Here is a 24,747-nt window from a genome sequence, read left to right as displayed (position 1 = left end):
CGGCCGCCCCGACATCACCGCCGAACGTTTCGTGGCCGATCCGTTCGGCACGGGGGAGCGGCTCTACCGCACCGGCGACCTGGTCGCGTGGAATCCTCGCGGTGAACTGGAGTACCTGGGCCGCACGGACTTTCAGGTCAAGGTGCGCGGTCTGCGCATCGAACTGGGTGAGATCGAAGCGGCGCTCACCGCCGTGCCCGAGATCGCTCAGGCCGTGGTCGTCGTCCGGCACGACCCGCAGACCGGCGACCGGCTGGTCGCCTACCTGCTGCCCGCCGAGGGCGCCGGCATCGATGTCGACGCGGTGAAAGCCGCACTGGCGCGCCGGCTTCCGGCCTATATGCTGCCGGCGGCGTACGTCGTCCTCGACGCGTTCCCGCTCAACGGCTCCGGCAAGCTGGACCGTGGCGCCCTGCCCGATCCGGTCTGGCAGGTGCGCGAATACCACGCGCCGGCGACGGCGGCCGAAGCCGTGGTCGCCGAGGTGTTCGCGGAGGTGCTCGGCGCCGAGCGCGTGGGCCGTGACGACGACTTCTTCGACCTCGGCGGCAATTCGCTGCTCGCCACCCAGGTGCTGGCCCGCATCGGCGCCGCCCTGGACACCCAACTGCCGGTTCGCCTGTTGTTCGAGGCCACCACGGTGGCCGGCCTGGCGGCGCGCGCCGAGCTGCGCGCCGGCACCGGGGCACGCGCCCCGCTGACCGCGCGCACCCTGCCGGAGCAGGTGCCGCTCTCGGCGGCGCAGCGGCGGATCTGGTTCCTCAACCGCTACCGCGCCGACGAACGGGCGGCGGCCGCGGTCGACGTCATCCCGCTGGCGCTGCGGTTGCGCGGAGATCTGGATGTCGACGCCCTGCACGCGGCCCTGGCCGATGTCGTCGAGCGGCACGAGACGCTGCGCACCCGCTACCCCGATACCGCGGACGGACCGGTGCAGGTCGTCGAGCCCGCCGCGGCGCAGATCCCGGCGTTGCGCGTGGCCGCGGTGAGCGAGCAGGCGCTGGCCGAGCGCATCGCCGGGATCTGCGCCACCGAATTCGACCTCACCGCCGAAACCGGCCTGCGCGCAGAGCTTTTCGCGCTGTCCGGCGATCATCACGTACTGCTGCTGGTCCTGCACCACATCTGCGCCGACGGCGTGTCACTGGCCCCGCTGGCCGCCGATGTGACGACCGCTTACGCCGCGCGCCGCTCCGGGCACGCACCCGGCTGGCAGGCGCTGCCGGTGCGGTACCGCGATTACACGCTGTGGCAGGCGGAGGTCCTCGGTGATCCGGCCGATCCGGAATCCGAACTGTCCCGCCAGCGTGAATTCTGGCGCACCCGCTTGGCCGGGCTGCCGGAACAGCTGGACCTGCCCACCGACCGTCCGCGTCCGGCGACGCCGTCGTATCGCGGCGGCAGCCACCGCTTCCAGATCGACTCCGACCTGCACAGCGAACTGGGCGAACTCGCCCGCAAACACGAGACCACCCTGTTCAGCACGGTCCATGCCGCGCTGGCGGTACTGCTGTCGCGCATGTCGGGCACCTCCGATATCGCGATCGGCACCCCCGTGGCGGGACGCGGCGAGGCCGCGCTGGACCCGATGGTCGGCATGTTCGTCAACACCATCGTGTTGCGCAGCGAGATCGACAGTCGCGACCACTTCCACACGGTGCTCGATACCACTCGCGCACAGGATATTTCGGCCCTGTCCCAGGTCGACGTGCCGTTCGAGCAGGTGGTGGAGATGCTGGCGCCGGCTCGCACCGCGAGCCGCCATCCGCTGTTCCAGGTGGCGCTGACCTTCCAGAACTTCACCCTGCCCGAGGTCGAGCTGCCGGGACTGCATGTCACGCCGGAGGCGGTCGACGCGGCAGCGGTCGCGTTCGACCTGCAGTTCACACTGGTCGAGTCCATCGACGAGGACGGCCGCGCGGGCGGGATGTCGGTCGAGATCACCTATGCCGCCGATCTTTTCGACGCGTCGACGATCGCGGAGCTGGCCCGCCGCTTCGAGCAGGTGCTGGCCGCGGTCAGCCACGATCACACCGTCGTGGTCGGCGACATCCAGTTGCTCAGTGCCGAGGAACAGCATCGCGCGCTGTACGAATGGTCCGTCAGCGGCGCCGACCGTGCCGAAACGACCACCATCGCCGCGCGTTTCGCGGCGGCCGCGCGCGCGGACCGCACGGCGGTCGCGGTGCGCGCCGGCGATGCCACCCTCACCTACGGCGAACTCGAGGATCGTGCCCACGGCCTCGCCCGGCGTCTGATCGCGGCTGGTGCGGGTCCGGAAACGCTGGTGGCCGTCGCGCTTCCGCGTTCGGCGGAGCTGATCGTCGCATTGCTCGCGGTCGTCGAATCCGGCGCCGGTTATCTGCCGATCGATCCGGATTACCCCGCCGACCGGATCGAGTACATCCTCGCCGACGCCCGGCCGGTGTGCGCGATCACCGATGCGGACGGTGCGGCCCGGCGCTGGTTCGACGGCCCGGTGATCGACCTGGACACCGTGTCCTGGCAGGAGCTGGACACCGCGCCGGTCACGGATGCCGACCGCCGCTCGCCGCTGCGCCCGGACAACACCGCCTACGTCATCTACACCTCCGGTTCCACCGGCCGTCCCAAGGGCGTGCAGGTGCCGCACGCCAATGTGATTCGGCTGCTGGACAATACCCGTAACCGATTCGACTTCGACCGCTCCGACGTGTGGACGCTGTTCCACTCCTACGCCTTCGACTTCTCGGTGTGGGAGCTGTGGGGCGCGCTGCTGCACGGCGGGCGGATCGTCGTCGTCGATTACTTCACCTCCCGGTCGCCGCAGCAGTTCCGGGATCTGCTGATCGACGAGGGCGTGACGGTCCTCAACCAGACCCCTTCGGCGTTCTACCAGCTGATGAGCGCGGATCTGGCCGAAGCTCCGGCCGACTATCGGCTGCGCTTCGTGATCTTCGGCGGCGAAGCGCTGGAGCCGGCGCGGCTGCGGGACTGGCTCGCGCGTTATCCGCGCACACCGCGGTTGATCAACATGTACGGCATCACCGAGACGACGGTGCACGTGTCGTTCCGGCCGATCGAGGCGCGCACCGGCACGGCCGGCGTGATCGGTGGCGCCCTGGCGGGTTTGACCGTGCGACTGCTCGATTCGCGGCTGCGGCCGGTCCCGGTGGGCGTGCCGGGCGAGATCTACGTCTCCGGCGGACAGCTCGCCCGCGGATATCTGCGGCGGCCCGGACTGACCGCCGGGCGATTCGTGGCCGACCCCTACGGGACGGCGGGCTCGCTCGCCTACCGCTCCGGCGACCTGGCGCGGTGGACCGCGACCGGTGACCTCGAATATCTGGGTCGCGCCGACCATCAGGTGAACCTGCGCGGCTTCCGGGTGGAACTCGGCGAGATCGAGGCCGCCCTGCTGGCGGTGGATTCGGTCGCCCAGGCCGCGGTCGTGGTGCGCGCGGACGACGGAGCCGAAACCCGGATCGTCGGGTATGTGGTCGGCGCCGGCCTCGACGTGCTGTCGGTGCGCCGCACGGTGGCCGAGCGGCTGCCCGAGCACATGGTTCCCGCCGCCGTGGTCGCGGTCGATCGGATTCCGTTGACCGTCAACGGAAAACTCGATGTGCGTGCCCTGCCGGCGCCGGTGTTCGAGACGGTGGGGTACCGCCGGCCGGCGAGCGCCGCCGAGCAGATCGTGGCCGATGTGTTCACCGAGGTGCTCGGCGATATCGATACCGAGCGCGCGGTGGGTGCCGACGACGACTTCTTCGCTCTCGGCGGTAGCTCGCTCTCGGCGGCCAAGGCCGTCGCCCGCATCGGCGCGGCGCTCGGTGTGAGCGTCCCGGTGCGCATGCTGTTCGAGAGTCCGCGGGTCGCCGACCTCGCGGTGGCGGCGCTGTCCGGCGGCGCGCGGCCCGCCCTGGTCGCCGGTGAGCGTCCGGCCCGGCTGCCGCTCTCGCCCGCCCAGCAGCGGATGTGGTTCCTCAACCGGTTCGACCGGACCTCGGCCGCCTACAACATTCCGCTGGCGCTGCGCCTGTCCGGCGACCTGGACCGGCAGGCGCTCGGCGCGGCGCTGCACGATGTGGTGGCACGGCACGAGTCGCTGCGTACGGTCTACCCCGAGATCGGTGGGCAACCGGCCCAGGTGATCCTGCCGGCCGACCGGGTCCACATCGACGCGACGGCCGAGACGGTCACCGAAGGCGCCCTGCCGCAACGCGTCCGGGAGTTGGTCGGCACCGGATTCGACGTCACCGCCGCCGTGCCCGTGCGGGTGCGGGTATTCGAACTCGCCCCGGACGAGCATGTGCTGGCGGCGGTGCTGCATCACATCTGCGCCGACGGATCCTCGATCGTGCCGTTCGTCGCCGATCTGATGCGCGCCTACGAGGCCCGGGTCCGCTCCGCCCGGCCCGACTGGTCGCCGCTGCCGGTGCAGTACGCCGACTACGCCCTGTGGCAGAAGCGCCTGCTGGGCGCCGAGGACGATGCCGAATCGGTGGCCGCCCGGCAGATCGCGTTCTGGCGCGAAACATTGGCCGGCCTGCCCGATCAGCTCGATCTGCCGACCGACCGCCCCCGTCCGGCCCGCCAGAGCCTGCGCGGCCGCCGCGTCGCCTTCACCGTCGACGCCGAATTGCACCGGCGGCTGGCCGGATTGGGCCGTGGCGCCGGCGCGACGGTGTTCATGGTCGTGCACGCGGCCTTCGCCGCGGTGCTGGCCCGGCTGTGCGACACCGGTGACATCGCGGTGGGCACGCCCGTCGCGGGACGCAACGACGCCGCGCTGGACGAGGTCATCGGCATGTTCGTCAATACCGTCGTGTTGCGGACCGCGGTCGATGTGGACGCCTCCTTCGACACACTGCTCGACGCCGTGCGGGCGGCCGATATCGCCGCCCTCTCGCATACCGATGTGCCGTTCGAACGCCTCGTCGAGGTGTTGAATCCGCGTCGCTCGACCGCCCGGCATCCGCTGGTGCAGGTGGGCCTGTCGTTCCAGAACCACGATCGCGCCACCCTGCGACTACCGGGCCTGACCGTTACCGAGGTCGAGTCTGACAGCGACACAGCGCAATTCGATCTGCACCTGTTCGCCGTCGACCACCACACCGAGACCGGCGCACCGGCGGGTATCGAGCTGGCACTCGGCTACGCGACCGATCTGTTCACCGCCGAGACCGCCGAGCGGATCGCCGCTCAGGTGAGCCGTGTCCTGCACACGGTGGCCGCCGCCCCCGCGACCCGGATCCGCGATCTGGATCTGCTCGGCGAACAGCAGTACCGGTTCGTCATCGAGGACTGCAACCGGACGGCGCGGGAAATTCCCGAGGCGACGCTGGTGGATCTGATCGACGCCCGGGTCGCCGCGAATCCCGCGGCGGTGGCGCTGATCGACGAGAGCGGCAGCGAACTGACCTATCGCGAATTCGACATCCGGGTCAACCGGCTGGCGCGCCACCTCATCGGCCTCGGTGTGCGTCCGGAGACGAATGTGGTGCTGGCACTGCGTCGTTCGGCCGAGCTGGTGATCGCCATGTTCGCGGTCGCCAAGGCCGGCGGCGCCTATGTGCCGATCGATCCCGACCATCCGGCCGACCGGATCGCGCATATCGTCGAGACCGCGCGGCCGGTGTGCGTGCTGGGCAGCGGTGCGGTGCCAGGGGTAGGCGACGACATCGCGGTGGTGGATCCCGGTACGGATCTGCCGGACCGTGCGGGAACGCCGATCACCGCTGCCGATCGGGTCGCGCCGCTGCGGCCGTCGAACACCGCGTATGTCGTGTTCACCTCCGGCTCCACCGGACGCCCCAAGGGCGTGGCGGTCTCACACGGCGCCATCGTCAACCAATTGCTCTGGCTGCGTGCCGAATTCGGTATCGACGGCGCCGATCGCACGCTGCTCAAGACGCCCGCGACCTTCGACCTCTCGGTGTGGGAGTTCTGGTCCGCGCTGGTCAGCGGCGGCGCCCTGGTGATCAGCGAACCGGGCAGCGAACGCGATCCCGACCACCTGGGCGAACTCATGCGGCGGCACCGGGTCAGCGTGCTGTTCACCGTGCCCTCGCTGCTGGGCATGCTGCTGGCCGACGAGACCGCCCTGCCGCAGACATTGCGAGCCGTCCTCGCGATCGGTGAGGCGCTGCCGCGGTCGACGGCGCGGCAGTTCGCAAGCCGCAGCGGTGCGACGCTGTTCAATCTGTACGGCCCCACCGAAACCGCCGTGTCGATCACCTCGCACCGGGTCGGCGCCGATCCGGAGCCGGTGGTGCCGATCGGCGCACCGGCGTGGAACAGCCGGGCCCATGTGCTCGATCGGCGGCTGCGGCCGGTGCCGCCGGGTGTGCCCGGCGAGCTGTATCTGGCCGGTGACCAGCTGGCCCGCGGCTATCAGGAACAACCGGCGCTCACCGCGGCGCGTTTCGTCGCCGACCCCTTCCACGGCGGCCGCATGTACCGCACGGGCGATATCGTGCGCCGCCGGACCGACGGGCTGCTCGAATATCTGGAGCGGGCCGACTTCCAGGTCAAGATCGGCGGCTTCCGGATCGAACTCGGCGACGTGGAGGCCGCTCTGCTGCGCCGGCCCGGCGTCGAGGCCGCGGTCGCGGTGGCCCGCACCGACGGCAATGCGGGACCCCGCCTGATCGCCTACGCCGCGGTGCCGGGTGCGGAGGTCGACGCGTGCACGTTGCGCGAGGCGCTCGGCAGCGAGCTGCCGAAGTACATGGTGCCGGCGGCCGTGGTGGTGCTGGACGCGCTGCCGCTCACGGCCAACGGCAAGGTCGACCGCGATCGGCTCCCCGCTCCGGTGCTGTCCGAGGGTGAATTCCGGGCACCGGGCACCGAGACCGAACGCCTGGTGGCGGCGGAATTCGCCGACATCGTCGGACTGCCCGCCGACGGTGAGTCGCCGATCGGCGCCGGCACCGACTTCTTCGAACTCGGCGGCAATTCGCTCGCGGCCGCCCGCCTGGCCGCCCGGCTGGGTGCGGCCTCGGGCGTGCGGGTGCCGGTGGCCGCGGTCTTCACCGCGCCGACCGTCGCGGCGCTGGCCGCCTGGATCGACGCGGCCGAGCGCGACGTCCGTCCGCCGCTGCGACCGCGGCCCGCCGGCGCAGCGGTGCCGCTGTCGCTCGCCCAGCAGCGGATGTGGGTGCTGAACCGGCTCGCCCCGGATTCGGCGGCGTATCACGTGCCGGTCGCGTTGCGCCTCACCGGTGCGCTGGACCTCGACGCCCTGCGGGCCGCGCTCGCGGATCTGGTGCGGCGGCACGAGATCCTGCGCACCCGGTATCCGGAAGTCCGCACCACCTCCACCGAACCGGAACCGGTGCAGGAGGTGCTGCCGGCCGCGGCGATCGACCTCGATCCGATTCCGGTGCGGCGCAGCGAGATCGACGAGCGGATCGCCGAGATCGTCGCCGTCGGCTTCGACGTCACGGCCGCCCCGCCGGTGCGGGTGCGTCTGCTGCGGGTGGCCGACGACGAGCACATCCTGGTCGTGGTGGTCCACCACATCGGTGCCGACGGCTACTCCATGGCGCCGCTGACCCGCGACCTGATCGCGGCCTACACCAGCCGCCTGACCGGAGCCGCGCCCCAGTGGAGTCCGCTGCCCGTCCAGTACGCCGACTACAGCGAATGGATGCGGACCGTGCTCGGCGCCGACACCGACCCGGGCAGTGTGCTGTCCGACCAGCTCGGTTACTGGCGCGACCGGCTGGCCGGTGCCCCCGAACAGCTCGCACTGCCGACCGACCGCCCGCGTCCCGCCCGACGTGAGATGGGCGGCGCGACAGTCGATTTCGCTTTCGAGCAGCCGTTGGTCACGCAGCTGTCCGGCGTCGCGCGAGCACACGGAACCACACTGTTCTCCACGCTGCACGCCGCGTTCGCGGTGCTGCTGGCGAAGCTGTCCGGACAGTCCGACATCGTCGTCGGCGCACCGGTGGCCGGACGCGGGGAACGCGAACTCGACGATCTGGTCGGGATGTTCGTCAACACCGTGGCGCTGCGCACCGAGATCGACGCCCGGACGAGTTTCGCCGAACTGCTGCGGACTGTGCGCGACGGCGACCTGGCGGCGCTCGGCCGCACCGAGGTGCCGTTCGAACGGGTGGTGGAGGCGCTGGGTCGCACCCGCACCAGCGCGTACACGCCGATCTTCCAGGTGCTGTTCACCTTCCAGAACCTGCCGGCCACGGCGGTCACGCTGCCCGGTCTGCGGGTCGAGACCCTCGAACCGGCATTGCCGGAGGCGAAATTCGATCTCCAGCTGACCGCACTGGAGGAATTCGGCGCGGACGGTGAACTGCAGCGGCTGCGGATGCAGTTCTGCTATCCCACCGACATCTTCGACGAGCGCACGGTGCGATTGTTCGCCGAACGACTACAGCTGATCGTGCGGGCGGTGACGGCGGACCCGTCGATCACCGTGCGCGCGATCGACATTCGCACCGCCGAAGAACGCGACCGCCGCACCGGTCGCGCGGCGTCCACCCGGCTGCCCGGCGATCTGGTCGATCTCATCGCCGCCGCGGCTGGAACCGCACCCGATTCGCTGGCCGTCGAATTCGGCGGCCGCGGCATCGGATTCGCGGAACTGCACCACAAGGTGGTCACCGTCGGACGGGCGATGGGCGCGAGCGCCACGCCCGACGCGCTGATCAATGTCGCGCTGGCCGGATTGCTGCCCGGCGTTCTCGCCGCCGGCGCCGGCGGACTCACCACGATGCTCGAGGCCCTGCATCTGCGCGCACAGGGCGTGATCACCACGGAAGGAACCCACTGATGACGCATGCAGAGTCGGTTACACCCGTCCGGTCCACCGAGCACCCCGCGCTGCGCGGCGCCTACGGCATCGCGGATCTGCCGTATCTGATCGAGGTCGTCGCCGACCTGGAACCGCGGCGCGTCGCGGTCCGCCATGAGGACACCGTGCTCACCTACGCCGAGCTGGGCGCGGAGTTGGCCACGCTGACCGCGGCGATGGGTGACGCGCTGACCCCCGATGCGCTCGTGCAGGTGGTCGTCTCGGGCCGGCTGCCGGCGCTGCTGGAAGCGGGGGAGGGCGCGCTGGCCGCCGCCGTCTCCGACCTGCTCGACGACGCGCTCACCGCGGCCGCGGATGTACTCGAACCCGGCCTGGCTCCCGCCGATACGCTCGCCACGCTGTTCGCCGAGCAGGTGGCGCGCACGCCCGGTCTGGTCGCGGTGGAATTCGACGGCCGGACGCTGACCTACGCCGAACTCGACGCCCGAGCGAACGCGCTGGCGTGGCAGCTCGTCCGGCTGGGAGTGGGCCCGGACGCGCGGGTGGGCCTGTCGATGCACCGGTCGCTGGAACTGGTGATCGGCATGTACGCCATCCACAAGGCCGGCGGCGCCTACGTGCCGATCGACCCGGAGCATCCGGCCGATCGCATCGCGTACGTGCTGGAGATCGCCGCGCCCGTCGTCGTTCTCACCCATGCCGGGAGTCCGGCGTTCGACAGTGTGCCCGTTGTCCGGGTGGACGAATTCGATTGGGAGGCAGGCGATCGGTCTTCCGTGCTGGAGTCCGAGGCGGTGGTGCCCGCTCGCCCGGACAACACCGCCTACGTCATCTTCACCTCCGGCTCGACCGGGCGGCCCAAGGGGGTCGCGGTCTCGCACCGCGCCATCGTGGCGAATCTGCGCTGGCGTCAGCGCCGCTACCGCATGCACGCCGCGGATGTGGTGCTGCAGAAGACGCCGTTCACCTTCGACGTGTCGGTGTGGGAGTTCTTCTGGCCCTTGCAGATCGGCGCCCGGCTCGTGCTCGCCGCACCGGACGGCCACCGCGATCCGGCATATCTGATCCGGACCGTCGCCGCCAAGCATGTCACCATCGCGCATTTCGTGCCGTCCATGCTGGCGGTGTTCGCCGCCGCGGTCGCGGATGCGCGGGCGATGACCGATATCGACTCCCTGCGCGCGGTATTCGCCTCCGGTGAGGCGCTGCCCGCCGCGACCGGCGCCGCCTTCCGCGATGTGAGCGGTGCGAGCCTGCACAATCTCTACGGCCCGACCGAGGCCGCGGTCGACGTGACCGCGCACGAGGTGACCGCGGCCGATACGGTTTCGGTCCCGATCGGCGCGGCGGCCGACGACACCGACCTGCACGTCCTGGACGACAACCTGCAACCCGTCCCGGACGGCGTGGTGGGTGAGCTGTATCTGTCCGGTGTGCAGCTGGCCCGCGGCTACCTCGGTCGCGCGGCGCTGACCGGCGAGAGGTTCGTCGCCAACCCGCACGGCGCCCCGGGCGACCGCATGTACCGCACCGGCGACCTGGTGCGCTGGAACAGCGGGATCGACGGCGGCCCGCGTGAACTGGAGTATCTGGGCCGCAGCGACTTCCAGGTGAAGCTGCGCGGTCTGCGGATCGAACTGGGTGAGGTCGAGGCGGCACTGCTGGCGCACGAATCGGTCGCCCAGGCCGCGGTGGTGCTGTACCGGCACAGCGCGGGCGACCACCTGATCGGCTACGTCGTGACGGCCGGCGGGTGCGAGCTCGATTCCGGCGCGATTCTCCGCGACGCCGCGCGGCGGCTGCCGGAATACATGGTGCCGACCCTGCTCGTCGGCATGGAGCGGATGCCGGTCAACGCCAACGGCAAGTTGGACCGCAAGGCCCTGCCCGAGCCCGAGTTCGCCGGCGCCGCAAGTGAATTCCGCACTCCGGAAACGCCGGGCGAGCGAGCGGTGGCGGAGATCTTCGCCGACCTGCTCGGCATCGACGCCGTGGGCGCCGAGGACGACTTCTTCGCCCGTGGTGGCAATTCGCTACTGGCCACCCGCGCGATCGCACGCATCAGCGCTGCCCTGGACATCGCGGTCGACGTGCGGGACTTCTTCGACCGCCCCACTCCGGCCGGCCTCGCCGCCCTGGCCGCCACCACCGCCCGCGTGCGGCCGCCGCTGGTCGCCGGCCCGCGCCCGGAGGCGGTCCCGCTGTCGGCGGCACAGCGCCGCATGTGGTTCCTGAATCGCCTGGCCAACAGCGACGCCACCGGGAATTCCGCGGCGGCGGTGGACAACATTCCCGTCGCGCTGCGCCTGCGAGACCGGCTCGACACCGCGGCATTGCGCGCGGCCGTCGCCGATGTGACCGCGCGCCACGAGGTGCTGCGCACGGTGTACCCGCAGACCGCCGCGGGCGCCGTGCAGGTCGTCCGGCCCGTCGCCGAGCCGGACCTGGCGCCGGTCGAGGTCGCCGAGACCGATCTGGTCGCCGCGGTGCGCGAGGTCGCCGCCACCGGTTTCGACGTCGCCGCCGAGATTCCGGTACGGGTCCGGTTGCTGCGTACCGGCGCCGACGATCACACCCTGGTGCTGGTGGTCCATCACATCGCCGCCGACGGGGTGTCGATGGGACCGCTGCTGCGCGACCTGATCCAGGCCTACACCGCCCGCAGCCGCGGCACCGCCCCGGACTGGACGCCGCTGCCGCTGCACTATGCCGACTACACGCTGTGGCAACAGCGAGTGCTCGGCGACGACACCGATCCGGACTCCGAGGCGGCCCGCCAGCTCACCTTCTGGCAGCGCGAATTGGCCGAGCTCCCGGCGCAATTGGATCTGCCCGCCGACCGGCCGCGCCCGGCCGCGGCCTCGTACCGGGGCGCGACCGTCGAATTCACCATCGACGCCGGCCTGCGCGCGGCGATCGACGAGCTGGCCGACCAACTGCGGGCCACGCCGTTCATGGTGCTGCACGCGGCGCTGTCGCTGCTGCTCGCCCGGTTGTCCGGAACGAGCGATATCGCGATCGGCACGCCCGTCGCCGGCCGCGGTGAGCGCGCACTCGACGATCTGGTCGGCATGTTCGTCAACACCCTGGTCCTTCGGACCCGGGTGGCCGCCGACGCCGATTTCGCCGACCTGGTCCGCCGCACCCGCGCCGTCGACCTCGATGCCTTCGCCCATGCCGAGATTCCGTTCGAACGCCTGGTGGAGGTGCTGAATCCGGCGCGTTCGCAGGCGCGCCATCCGCTGTTCCAGGTCGGCCTGTTCATGCAGAACATCGGGGTCGGGGCGCCGGAACTTCCGGGTCTCGACAGCGAGCTCGTGGATTTCGATCCCGGCTTCGCGAAATTCGATCTCCAGCTCACCATTTCCACCCCGCCCGCCGACGCGGGATACCGCGCTGAATTCACCTACGCCACCGACCTTTTCGATGAACCCACGGTCGAGGAATTCGCCGCCAAATTCCTGCGCCTGCTCGGCGGTGCCATCGCCGACCCGCAGCTGCCGGTCGGCGATCTGGAACTGCTCGACGCCGGCGAACTCGACTATGTGACCTCCAGCTGGAATGCCAGCGGCCACAAGGTGTTCGACCACTTCCTGCACGAGGGTTTCGATCGGCAGTCGCGCCGCACGCCGAACCACCGCGCACTCGTCTTCGAAGGCACCGAGCTCACCTACGGCGAGATGTCCGAGCGGGTGAACCGGCTGGCGCGCAAGCTGATCGAATCCGGTGTCGGGCCGGAGACGCTGGTCGTCCTGGCCATGCCGCGATCGATCGAACTGGTGCTCGGCATGTACGCGGTGCTGTACGCGGGCGGTGCCTACGTTCCGGTCGACCCGTCCCATCCGGCCGAGCGCATCGGCCACATCATCGCCACCGCGCGGCCGCATACCGTGCTGACCACGCGGGCCGCCGGCTTCGCCCTACCTCCGGCGACCGCCGATACGGTCGCCGTGCACCACCTCGACGAGCTGGACCTCGGCGAGTACTCCGCTGCCAAGATCGGCGACCGGGAACGCAACGGCACGCTGCATCCGGACCATCCGGCCTATGTGCTGTTCACCTCCGGCTCGACCGGGCGGCCCAAAGGGGTCGCGGTCAGTCACGGCGCCATCGCCAATCAGCTCGAATGGATGCACGCCGAGTACGGGGTGCGCGCCGGCGACATCTACCTGCAGAAGACCGCGACCACCTTCGACGTCTCGCTGTGGGGCTATTTCCTTCCGCTACGCGCGGGCGCCACCTTGATCGTGGCCACTCCCGACGGCCACCGCGACGCCCGCTATCTCGCCGAAACCATTGCCGCGCAGCGGGTTACGCTGACAGATTTCGTCCCCTCGATGCTCACCGTCTTCCTCAACCACGCCGAGGCGGACGAACTGACCACCCTGCGGGCCGCCTTCGTGGTGGGTGAGGCGCTGCCCGCGGAAACCGCGGCCCTGTTCGCCGAGAAGTGCGACGGCGCCCTGCACAATATGTACGGCCCGACCGAGGCGGCGGTGTCGATCACCTGCCACGAGGTCACCGCCGACGATGTGCGCAGTGTGCCGATCGGCGAGCCGGAATGGAATTCGCAGGTCTTCGTGCTGGACTCCCGGCTGCATCCGGTGCCGATCGGCGTGCCGGGCGAGCTGTACCTGGCCGGAACGCAGCTCGCGCGCGGGTACTGCGGCCGTGCCGATCTGACCGCGGACCGCTTCGTCGCGAATCCCTTCGCTGTGTCCACAAGGGGCGAACGGATGTATCGCACCGGCGACCTGGTGCGCTGGACGCCCGAGGGCGAGCTCGACTATCTGGGCCGCATCGACTTCCAGGTGAAGTTCCGCGGCCAGCGCATCGAATTGCCGGAGATCGAGACCGCGCTGCTGGCCGCGCCGGGCGTGGGCCAGGCCGCGGTGCGCCTGATCACCGGCGAGAGCGGCGACTACCTCGCCGGATACGTGATCCGCACGCCGGGAGCCGAACTCGATGTGCGGGCCGTGCGGGAGGGGCTCGGCGCGGTGCTGCCCGCGTACATGATCCCCACTGCGGTCGTCGAACTGGCGGAATTCCCGCTCAACAGCAGCGGCAAATTGGATCGCGCGGCATTACCGCTGCCCGTGCTGGCAGCCGCGGAATTCCACGCTCCGCGCACTCCGCTGGAGGAGCGGGTGGCCGAGGTGTTCGCCGACGTGCTCGGGCTGGAGCGGGTCGGCCGCGACGACGACTTCTTCGCCCTCGGCGGCAGCTCCCTCGACGCCACCCAGGTCAGTGCCCGCGTCGGCCGGATCGTGGATGCCCGGGTGCCGGTGCGCACCCTGTTCGAGGCCTCGACCGTGGCCGCGTTCGCGGCCGCCGCCGGCGGCGACGTGGCCGAGCGGCCGCGTCCGGCGCTGGTGAAACAAGAACGGCCGCAGCGTATTCCGCTCTCGCCCGCGCAGCAGCGGATGTGGTTTCTCAACCGGTTCGATCCGGAATCGGGCGTCCACAACATTCCGGTCGCGGTCCGGCTGAGCGGGGAACTGGACGTCGCGGCGCTGGCCGCCGCCGTCGCGGATGTGGTGGAACGCCACGAAACCCTGCGCACGCGCTATCCCGAATACGAGGACGGTCCCGCCCAGGAGGTGCTGCCCGCCGCCGACGTGCGCGTGGACCTGACACCGGTCGGCGTCCCGGCGGCGGAGATCGCGGGCCGGATCGCCGAGCTCACGGCGCGAGGCTTCGATGTAACCGCCGCACCGCCACTGCGAATCGCATTACTGCGCAGAGATTTCGACGACAGCAGCGGTGCCGGCTTCGAGGGCGTCGAGCCGGAGCACATCCTCGTCTTCGTGGCGCACCACATCGCGGCCGACGGCTGGTCGATCGCCCCGCTGACCCGCGACCTCATGACCGCCTACGCCCACCGCGCGGCCGGAACCGCACCGCAGTGGGAACCGCTGCCCGTGCAGTACGCCGACTTCAGCATCTGGCAGCACGCGGTGCTGGGCTCGGAATCCGATCCGGACAGCGTCCTCAGCGCCCAGGCCGCCTACTGGCGCGCGACCCTCGCCGGCCTGGCCGACGAGTTGAACCTGCCCACCGATCGGCCGCGCCCGATGCGTCCCTCCTACGCCGGTGGCCGGGTGCGATTCGCTGTCGGCGGCGATATCCGCGACGGGCTGCGCGAGCTCGCGCAGCGGCGACAGGCCACCACCTTCATGGCCGTGCACACCGCGCTGGCGGTCTTCGTGGCCCGCATGGCCGGCACCGACGATGTGGCGATCGGCTCGCCGATCGCCGGGCGCGGCGAGCGCGAACTCGACGGTCTGATCGGCATGTTCGTCAACACCGTGGTGTTGCGGACCGCGGTGCCGGGCGGCGCGAGCTTCACCGAACTCCTGGACCGCACCCGCGACGCCGACCTGCGTGCCTTCGCGCACGCCGACCTGCCGTTCGAGCGCCTGGTGGAACTGCTCGATCCGGAACGGTCGACCGCGCGGCATCCGCTATTCCAGGTGGCGCTGGCCTTCGAGAACCTGCCCACCGGTGAGCTGGAGCTACCGGGATTGCGGGCCGCAACGGTCGAGCAGGCCGCCGAGACCGCGAAATTCGATCTGGCCCTGAACATCCGGGAGGCGCCCGAGGGCATGGCCGCGGAGTTCGCCTATGCCCGCGACCTTTTCGATCACGCCACGATCGAGGGTTTCGCGAGCCGTTTCCTCGGCCTGCTGCGGCAACTGGTCGCCGATCCCGAGGCCGCGGTCGGTGATATGTCGCTGCTCAGCGCCGACGAATACGTCCGGCTGACCCGGGTACGGCCCGACGAGGCGATGGCGACCGCGCTGCTGCCGGAACTGCTCACCGCCGGGTCGAGTCTGGGCCGCGACCGGGTCGCGGTGCGCTACGAGGGGCGGTCGATCACCTACGGCGACCTCGACGACTACTCCTCCCGGCTGGCGCGCCGGCTGATCGCGGCCGGCGTCGGCCCGGAACAGCTGGTGGCCGTGGCACTTCCGCGGTCGTTCGAGATGGTCGCCGCGGCCGTCGCGGTGGCCAAGGCCGGCGGCGCCCACGTCCCCGTCGACCCCACCTATCCCGCGGAACGGGTGCGGTACATGGTCACCGACTCGGCGGCCCGGATCGGCATCACGGTCGCCGCCTACGCCGATGCCCTCCCCGAGGATGTGCGCTGGCTGGTCCTCGACGCGCCCGCGACCGAGACCGAACTCGCCGCACTGCCCGCCGATCCGATCGGCGACGCCGACCGCCTCGCCACGCTGCGGATGTCACATCCGGCGTACGTGATCTACACGTCGGGCTCGACGGGCAGGCCCAAGGGCGTCACCGTGACGCACGCCGGTCTGGGCGGGCTGGCCCAGTATGCGATCGAACGGTACGGGGTGCGGCCCGACCACCACATGCTGCACATCTGCTCGCCGAGCTTCGACCCGTCGGTCCTGGAATGGATCTGCGCCTTCGCGACCGGCGCGACGCTGGTGGTCGTGCCGGCGCGCATCATCGGCGGCCCCGAACTGGGCGCGCTGCTGCGCGCGGAAGCGGTGACGCACGCGATCATCACCCCCGCCGTGCTGGGCACCCTGGACCCGGCGGAACAGCCACAGCTGCAAGTACTTTCGGTCGGCGGCGATGTGACCACCGACGAACTGCTCTCGGCCTGGGAGCCCGGCCGCCGCTATGTCAACGGCTACGGTCCGACCGAAACCACCATCATCTCCTCGTACGCGCGGCTGAGCGCCGGACAACCGGTCACCATCGGCACTCCGGTACACGGCATGTCGGCGCTGGTGCTGGACCGGCGGCTGCGGCCCGTGGCGCCCGGTGTGGCCGGTGAGCTGTATCTGTCGGGCGGCGGCCTGGCCCGGGGCTACCGCAACCGGTCGGGAGCGACCGCCGAACGCTTCGTGCCGAACCCGTGGGGCAGGCCGGGCAGCCGGATGTATCGCACCGGCGATGTCGTGCGCTGGCGGGCCGTCGCGCCGACGGTGCGCCAGGCACAGCCGGATTGGGAACTGGAGTACGTCGGGCGCTCGGATTTCCAGGTGAAGATCCGCGGCTTCCGCGTCGAACTCGGCGAGATCGACGCGGTGCTCGGCGCCCATCCCGACGTCGACTACGCGACCACCCTGGGACGCGACCACGACACTCGCGGCACCATGCTGGTGTCCTACGTCCTGCCGAAGCCGGGACGCGCGGTCGACCCCGGCGAGCTCACCGATTTCGCGGCCCGCCGGTTGCCCTCGCATATGGTGCCCGCCGCGCTGGTCGTGCTCGACAAGATTCCGCTGACCCCGGTCGGCAAGCTGGACCGCAAGGCGCTGCCCGCACCGGTGCTGGCGCCGGCCCGGTACCGCGCACCGGTCGGCGCGGCCGAGGTGCTGGTCGCCGGCACCTTCGCCGCCCTGCTCGGCGTCGAACAGGTGGGTGCGGACGACGACTTCTTCGCCCTGGGCGGCAACTCGCTCATCGCCACCCAGCTCGCCGCCCGCCTGAACAAGGCCACCGCGGACACCGTCCCGGTCCGCGCGGTCTTCGACGCGCCGACCGTGCGGGCGCTGGCTACCCGGATCACGCTGTCGGACAAGGGTTACCGGGACAACGGGCCGATCGCCGTCGATCCACGCCCGGACATCGTCCCGCTGTCGATCGCCCAGCAGCGCATGTGGATGCTCAACCGCCTGGACACCGGCGGCGGCAGCTACAACATCGCCTTCGCGCTGCGGCTCACCGGCAATCTGCACATCGCCGCGTTGCGCGCCGCGATCGCCGATGTGCTCGACCGGCACGAAACCCTGCGCACTCGCTATCCCGAGCGGGACGGGGTGGCGACCCAATGCGTCGTACCCGCCGCCGTACCGGATCTCGCGGTGACCGATGTCGATGCCGCCGAGGTCGCCGCCATAGCGGAAAGCCTGGCGCACAGTCGTTTCGACGTCGTGGACGAGGTTCCGGTGCGCATCCGGTTGTTGCGGGTGCGCCGCGCGCCCGACGCCGATCGCACCGAACAGGCCCATGTCCTGCTGTTCGTCGTCCATCACATCGCGGCCGACGGCTGGTCCTTCGCCCCACTGACCCGGGACCTCGCCGTCGCCTATCAGGCCCGCACCGCGGGTGCCGCGCCGCAGTGGTCGCCGCTGCCGATCCAGTACGCCGATTACGCCCTGTGGCAGCAGCGCACCCTCGGTTCGGTCGCCGATCCCGGATCGGAATCCGCTCGGCAGCTGGAATTCTGGCGTGCGCAACTGTCCGGCGCGCCGGAGCTGTCCGCGCTGCCGACCGACCGACCGCGCCCGGCGATCGCCTCCCAGCGCGGCGGCGCCCGCACCGCACGGCTGAATTCCGCACTGCATCAGCGCATCCACGACCTGGCGGCCGCGCATCGGGTGACACCGTTCATGGTGCTGCACGCCGCCCTGTCGGTACTGCTGGCCCGCTTCGGCGGCAGCGACGACATCGTGATCGGCGCCCCGGTCGCCGGCCGCGGTGATCAGACGCTCGACGATCTGGTCGGCATGTTCGTCAACACGCTGGTGCTGCGCACCCCGGTGCACGGCGGGGACAGCCTCGTCGAACATCTGGACCATGTGCGGGCCGTCGACCTCGCCGCCTTCGATCATGCCGCGGTGCCGTTCGAACAGCTCGTCGAAGCCCTCAATCCGACTCGCTCCCGCGCACATTCGCCGCTGTACCAGGTGTCGTTGACACTGCAGAACCAGACCCGCGCGCAACTGCGGCTCGAGGGGCTGGAGATCGCCGCGGTCGAGCCGGCGGCGGCGCCGATCCAGGTCGACCAGCACTGGACCGCGAACGAGACCTACGCCGCGGACGGTACGGCCGCGGGTATCGACCTGCACGTGCACTATGCCGCCGACCTCTTCGACCCGGAGACCGTCGCGGCGCTGCTCGACGGATTCGAACGCATCGTGGCGGCGATGACGGCCGACGGCTCCACCCGGGTCGCCGACGTCGAGCTGATGTCGCGGGCCGAACGCGACCTGCTGATCGGCGGGCACAACGCCACCGGTTACCCGGTCGGACCGCGCACCCTGCCCGAACTTCTCACCGCCCGGCCGCAGCGACCGGCAGCGCAGGCGGTGACCTTCGAGGGCACCAGTCTGTCCTATCGGGAATTCGACCGGCGCGTGCACCGGCTGGCGCGCTACCTCATCGCCCGCGGCATCGGACCGGAAACCACTGTCGCCGTGCGCATTCCGCGGTCGTTGGAATTGGTTGTCGCGATTCACGCGATCGTCGCGGCGGGGGCCGCATACGTGCCACTGGATCCCGATCATCCCGCCGACCGCGTGCGCTACGTCCTCGACACCGCGCGTCCCGCCTGTGTGCTGACCACGACCGACGATTCCGCCCTCCCGGCCGGTGTGGAACTGGTGCGGCTGGACCGGCTGGACCTGTCCGGCTGTGCCGACGACGCGGTGACCGATGCCGACCGGGTGTCGCCGCTGCGTCCGGAGCATGTGGCGTATGTGATTTTCACGTCGGGTTCGACGGGTCGTCCCAAGGGTGTGGCGGTGAGTCACGGGGCGATTGTGAATCGTCTGGTGTGGATGCAGTCCGAGTACGGGTTGGGCTCGGATGATGTGGTGTTGCAGAAGACTCCGGCGACGTTCGATGTGTCGGTGTGGGAGTTCTTCTGGCCGTTGCAGGTGGGTGCGCGGTTGGCGGTGGCGCGTCCGGACGGGCACCGTGACCCGGCCTACCTCGCGCGGTTGATGGACGAGGAGGCCGTGACGACGGCGCATTTCGTTCCGTCGATGCTGGCCGTATTCGTCGGCTCGGTGCCGACGGCACCGGCCTCGTTGCGCCGCGTGTTCACGTCGGGTGAGGCGTTGGCGGTGGATACGGCCGCGCGTTGGCGTGAGCTGGGCGGTGCGCCGTTGCACAACTTGTACGGTCCGACCGAGGCCGCGGTGGATGTCACCTTCCATGCGGTGACCGATGTCGACACCGTGACGGTGCCGATCGGTCGTCCGGTGGCCAATACCCGTGTCTACGTGCTCGATTCGACATTGCGTCCGGTACCCGTCGGCGTCACCGGCGAGCTCTACCTGGCGGGCGATCAGCTCGCGCGCGGTTATGTCGGCCGTTCCGACCTGACCGCGGACCGCTTCGTTGCCGACCCGTTCGCTGTGTCCACAAGGGGCACTCCCGAGGGCCCTGCGGGGTCACGCTCCGCTACCGCCTCCGGGCCCGCCGGTCGTGCCCCGGCCGGAGCCCGGATGTACCGCACCGGCGACCTGGTGCGCTGGAACCGCACCGGGGAACTGGAATATCTGGGCCGCAACGACTTCCAGGTGAAGTTGCGCGGGCTGCGCATCGAACTCGGGGAGATCGAGGCGGCGCTGACCGCGCAGACCGGCATCGCCCAGGCGGCCGTGGTGGTCGCGGGAGTTGGGGAGCGGGCGCGGCTGCACGCCTATGTGGTGCCCGCCGCGGGCGCTGCCGTCGATTCCGCCGCCGTGCTGGCCGCCGCGGGCGCAGCCCTGCCCGCATACATGGTCCCGGCCGGAGTCACGGTCCTGCCGCACCTGCCGGTCAATTCCTCCGGCAAACTCGACCGCGCCGCCTTGCCGGCTGTGGATCACGCGGAGAAGTCCGGCTATCGCGCCCCGGCCGAAGGGGCCGAGGCCGTGGTCGCCGCCGTGATGGCCGAACTACTGGGCCTCGATTCGCCGGGTGTCTTCGGCGCCGACGACGATTTCTTCGCCGCCGGTGGTAACTCCCTGCTCGCCATGCGTGTGGTCGCGCGCGTCAACGCCGCCCTGGGATGCGATCTCAACGTCGCGGAAATCTTCGGCGCACCCACCGCCGCCCTGCTGGCCCGCCTCGTCGAGGACGCACCCGACGTGGCCGTGCCGGCCCTGACGGCGGGGCCACGCCCGGATCGAATTCCGTTGTCGCTCGCGCAAACTCGTATCTGGCTGTTGAACCGCATCGAACCGGATTCGGCGATGTACAACATTCCGTTCGCGCTGCGCCTGCGCGGCGATCTGGACGAATTCGCCCTCTCCGAGGCGGTCGCCGATGTGCTGACACGGCACGAGTCGCTGCGCACGATCTTCCCCGAGGACGCCGAGGGCCCGCGCCAGCACATTCGCGCCGTCGAGGACTGCGCCGCGACCGCGCTCACGCTGCACGCCGCGAATGCCGGCGAGGTGGACGGCGAACTCGCCGCCGCGGCGGCACGCGGCTTCGACCTGCGCCACGACCTTCCGTTGCGCATCAGCGCTTTCCGGGTCGCGCCGGATGAACACATCCTGCTCGTGGTCGTGCACCACATCGCGGCCGACGGCATATCCACCGCGCCGCTGGCCCGCGACCTGGTCACCGCCTACGCCGCGCGCCGTGCGGCGGCGGTCCCCGACTGGCAGCCACTGCCGGTGCAGTACGCCGACTTCGCGCTGTGGCAGCACACGGTCCTGGGGCGCGCCGACGATCCCGAATCCCGCCTGTCCCGCCAGATCGACTTCTGGCGCGCCGAGCTGGCCGATCTGCCCGCCGTCGTCGACCTGCCCGGCGACCGGCCGCGGCCGGCGGTGGCGTCGGGCGCGGGTGCGGCGATCGAATTCCGCATTCCGGCCGAGCTGACCGCCGCTGTCGAGACCATGGCCCGCCGCGCGGGCGTATCGACCTTCATGGTGCTGCACGCGGCCTACGCCACCCTGCTCGCCACCCTGTCCGGCACCGACGACCTGGCGATCGGCACCCCGGTCGCGGGCCGCTCGGTGCAGGCACTCGACGATCTGGTCGGCATGTTCGTCAACACGCTGGTCCTGCGCACCCGGATCAGCGCCCACGAGCGGTTCGCCGAGCTGCTCACCCGGGTCCGAGACGCCGACGTGCGGGCCTTCGCGCACGCCGACCTGCCGTTCGACCGGCTGGTCGAGGAGATGAATCCCGAACGCTCCCAGGCATATGCGCCGATCGTGCAGGTACTGCTGTCGTTCGAACAGCGCTCCGGCACCGACCTGCGGCTGCCCGGCCTGGAGGTGACCGATTACCCGCTCGCCAACCCGGTGGCGCAATTCGATCTCGCGCTGTCGCTGGCCGAGATCGACGGTGCGCAGGGGCGCGAACTGCAGGCGGTGCTGCGGTACGCCACCGATCTGTTCGACGCGTCGACGGCGTCGGCCCTCGGGCGCCGGCTGCTGCGCGTGCTCACCGCGGTGACCGCCGACCCCGACGTCCGCATCCGGGACATCGACCTGCTGGAACTGTCCGAACGGTTGCAGGTCCTCGACATCTGGAATGCGACAACGGTCGAAATCGACCGCACCGCAACTCTTCCCGTGCTGTTCGACGTCCAGGTCGCGCGCACGCCGAAGGCCCCCGCGATCACCTTCGCGGAGACGACGCTGACCTATGCCGAATTCGGCGCCCGCGTGAACCGGCTCGCCCGCCATCTGATCGCCGAGGGGGTGGGCCCCGGATCGCTGGTGGCGCTGCATATGCGCCGTTCGCTGGAACTCGTGGTCGGTATGTACGCGACCGTCGCCGCGGGCGCCGGATATGTGCCGCTGGACCCCGACCATCCCGCCGAACGCATCCGCTACGTCCTCGACACCGCGCGACCGGCCTGTGTGCTCGCCACCACCGATGCGCCGGTGCGCGCGGAGTCGGCGCCGCCGGTGCTCGACCTCGATCGGCTGGACGTGTCCGGCTATGCCGACGGTCCGCTGACGACTGTGGATCGGCTGGGCAAGCTGCGTCCGGAGCATGTGGCGTATGTGATTTTCACGTCGGGTTCGACGGGTCGTCCCAAGGGTGTGGCGGTGAGTCACGGGGCGATTGTGAATCGTCTGGTGTGGATGCAGTCCGAGTACGGGTTGGGCTCGGATGATGTGGTGTTGCAGAAGACTCCGGCGACGTTCGATGTGTCGGTGTGGGAGTTCTTCTGGCCGTTGCAGGTGGGTGCGCGGTTGATGGTGGCGCGTCCGGACGGGCACCGCGACCCGGCCTACCTCGCGCACCTGATGAGTGCGGAAACGATCACGACCGCGCACTTCGTGCCCTCGATGCTGGACGTCTTCGTCGACGCACTGGCCGATACCTCCGCGATGGCTCCCGCGAGCCTGCGCCGTGTGTTCACTTCGGGTGAGGCGTTGGCGGTGGATACCGCCGGGCGCTGGCGTGAACTCGGTGGTGCGCCGCTGCACAACTTGTATGGTCCGACCGAGGCCGCGGTCGATGTGACCTTCCACGCGGTGACCGATGTCGACACCGTGACGGTGCCGATCGGCCGTCCGGTGGCCAATACCCGTGTCTATGTGCTCGATTCGGCGCTGCGGCCGGTACCGGTCGGCGTGGCGGGTGAGTTGTACCTCGCCGGAACTCAATTGGCCGAGGGATATATCGCCCGCCCGGACCTGACCGCGGACCGCTTCGTCGCCGACCCGTTCCGCGCCGGCGAACGCATGTATCGCACCGGCGATATCGCGCGCTGGCAGGCCGGCGGCGAACTGGAATACGTGGGCCGCGCCGATTTCCAGGTGAAGGTGCGCGGCCTGCGCATCGAACTCGGCGAAATCGAGAGCGCCCTGCGCGAATCCGAGGGCGTAGCCCAGGCCGTGGCCGTGGTGCGCGACGACCGCGACACCGGCGATCGGATCGTCGCCTACGTGGTCGCCGCATCCGGCCGTGACCTCGACGCCGGCCGGCTGCGCGCCGACTGTGGCCGACGGCTGCCCGAATACATGGTCCCGGCGGTGATCATGACCATGAAGGCGTTGCCACTCAACCCGTCGGGCAAACTGGACCGGAAAGCTTTGCCGGAGCCCGCTTTCCGGGCACCCGCCTTCCGCGCTCCCGGTACGCGGGCCGAACTCGCCGTCGCCGCCGTCTACGCGGAGCTGCTCGGGCTCGACCGCGTCGGACTCGACGACGACTTCTTCGCCCTCGGCGGCAATTCGCTGACCGCCACCCGTGTCGCCGCCCGGCTGGGCGCCGAACTCGATGCCGAGCTGCCGGTGCGCCTGATCTTCGACGCTCCGACGGTCGGTGAATTAGCCGCTCGCGCCGCGGAATTCGCGGGTCGCGGCACCGCTGTGCCGCTGATCGCGCGCCCGCGCCCGGATCTGGTGCCGCTCTCGCCGGCGCAGCAGCGTCTGTGGTTCCTCAACCGGTTCGACCCCGGGCAGAGCGTGCACAACATCCCCGTCGCGCTGCGCCTCACCGGTGCGCTGGATACGGCGGCCCTGGAATCCGCGCTCGCCGATATCGTCGCGCGGCACGAAACGCTGCGCACGGTGTATCCGGATATCGGCGGCATCGGCTATCAGCAGATCCGGCCCGCCGACCACGTACCGGTGCTCTCGCGGCTGCGCGGGGACGACATCGCCGCGGCCCTCGGCGCGTTCATCGCCGAACCGTTCGATGTGACCACCGAGGTTCCGCTGCGCGTGGCCCTGCTGGCCGTGCGATCGGAAAGCGGTGCGCCCGAACATATTCTGGTTCTCGTCGTCCACCACATCGCCGCGGACGGCTTCTCGATGGGACCGCTGGCCCGCGATATCGCCACGGCGTACGCGGCCCGCAGCGCCGGAACCGCCCCGCAGTGGCACGAGCTGGCGATCCAGTACGCCGACTACGCGCTGTGGCAGCGCGAGGTCCTCGGCGCGGAATCCGATCCCGGCTCCTCGGCCGCGCGTCAACTGGAGTTCTGGCGCGATCGGTTGCGCGGACTGCCGACCCGGCTGGACCTGCCCACCGACCGGCCGCGCCCGGCGGTTGCCGGTCACACCGCGGCCACGGTCACCGTCGGCTTCGACGCGCGGCTGCGAACCGGCGTGGACGAACTGGCCGGACGCTACGGGAGCACGCCGTTCATGGTGGTGCACGCCGCGCTGGCGGTCCTGCTCGCCCGGATGTCGGGCACCGCCGATATCGCCATCGGCGCACCGGTCGCCGGGCGCGGTGCGGCGGTCCTCGACGATCTGGTCGGCATGTTCGTCAACACCCTGGTGCTGCGCGCCGAGATCCGGCCGGCGCAACCG

General features: G+C 70.7%; 2 protein-coding genes (both running past the window's edge). Both read left to right on the top strand.

Annotated elements, in window-relative coordinates:
* Positions 1–8,779: the end of a non-ribosomal peptide synthase/polyketide synthase gene (locus IRT45_RS25385; RefSeq protein ID WP_309241151.1), read on the top strand. It extends 8,876 nt beyond the left edge of the window; the window shows 8,779 of its 17,655 coding nt (coding positions 8,877–17,655); its start codon lies beyond the left edge, outside the window; it ends in the stop codon at positions 8,777–8,779.
* On the top strand, positions 8,779–24,747 hold the 5' portion of the coding sequence (locus IRT45_RS25380) for a non-ribosomal peptide synthase/polyketide synthase (RefSeq protein WP_194808386.1). It continues 15,777 nt past the right edge of the window; the window shows 15,969 of its 31,746 coding nt (coding positions 1–15,969); its start codon is at positions 8,779–8,781; the stop codon falls past the right edge of the window. The genes IRT45_RS25385 and IRT45_RS25380 overlap by 1 nt, the downstream gene beginning before the upstream one ends.

The sequence above is a fragment of the Nocardia sp. BSTN01 genome (genome assembly GCF_015354405.1).
In the GTDB taxonomy this organism is placed as follows: domain Bacteria; phylum Actinomycetota; class Actinomycetes; order Mycobacteriales; family Mycobacteriaceae; genus Nocardia.
Note: the sequence above shows the minus strand (reverse complement) of the source record. Positions and strands in the feature narration are given on the sequence as shown.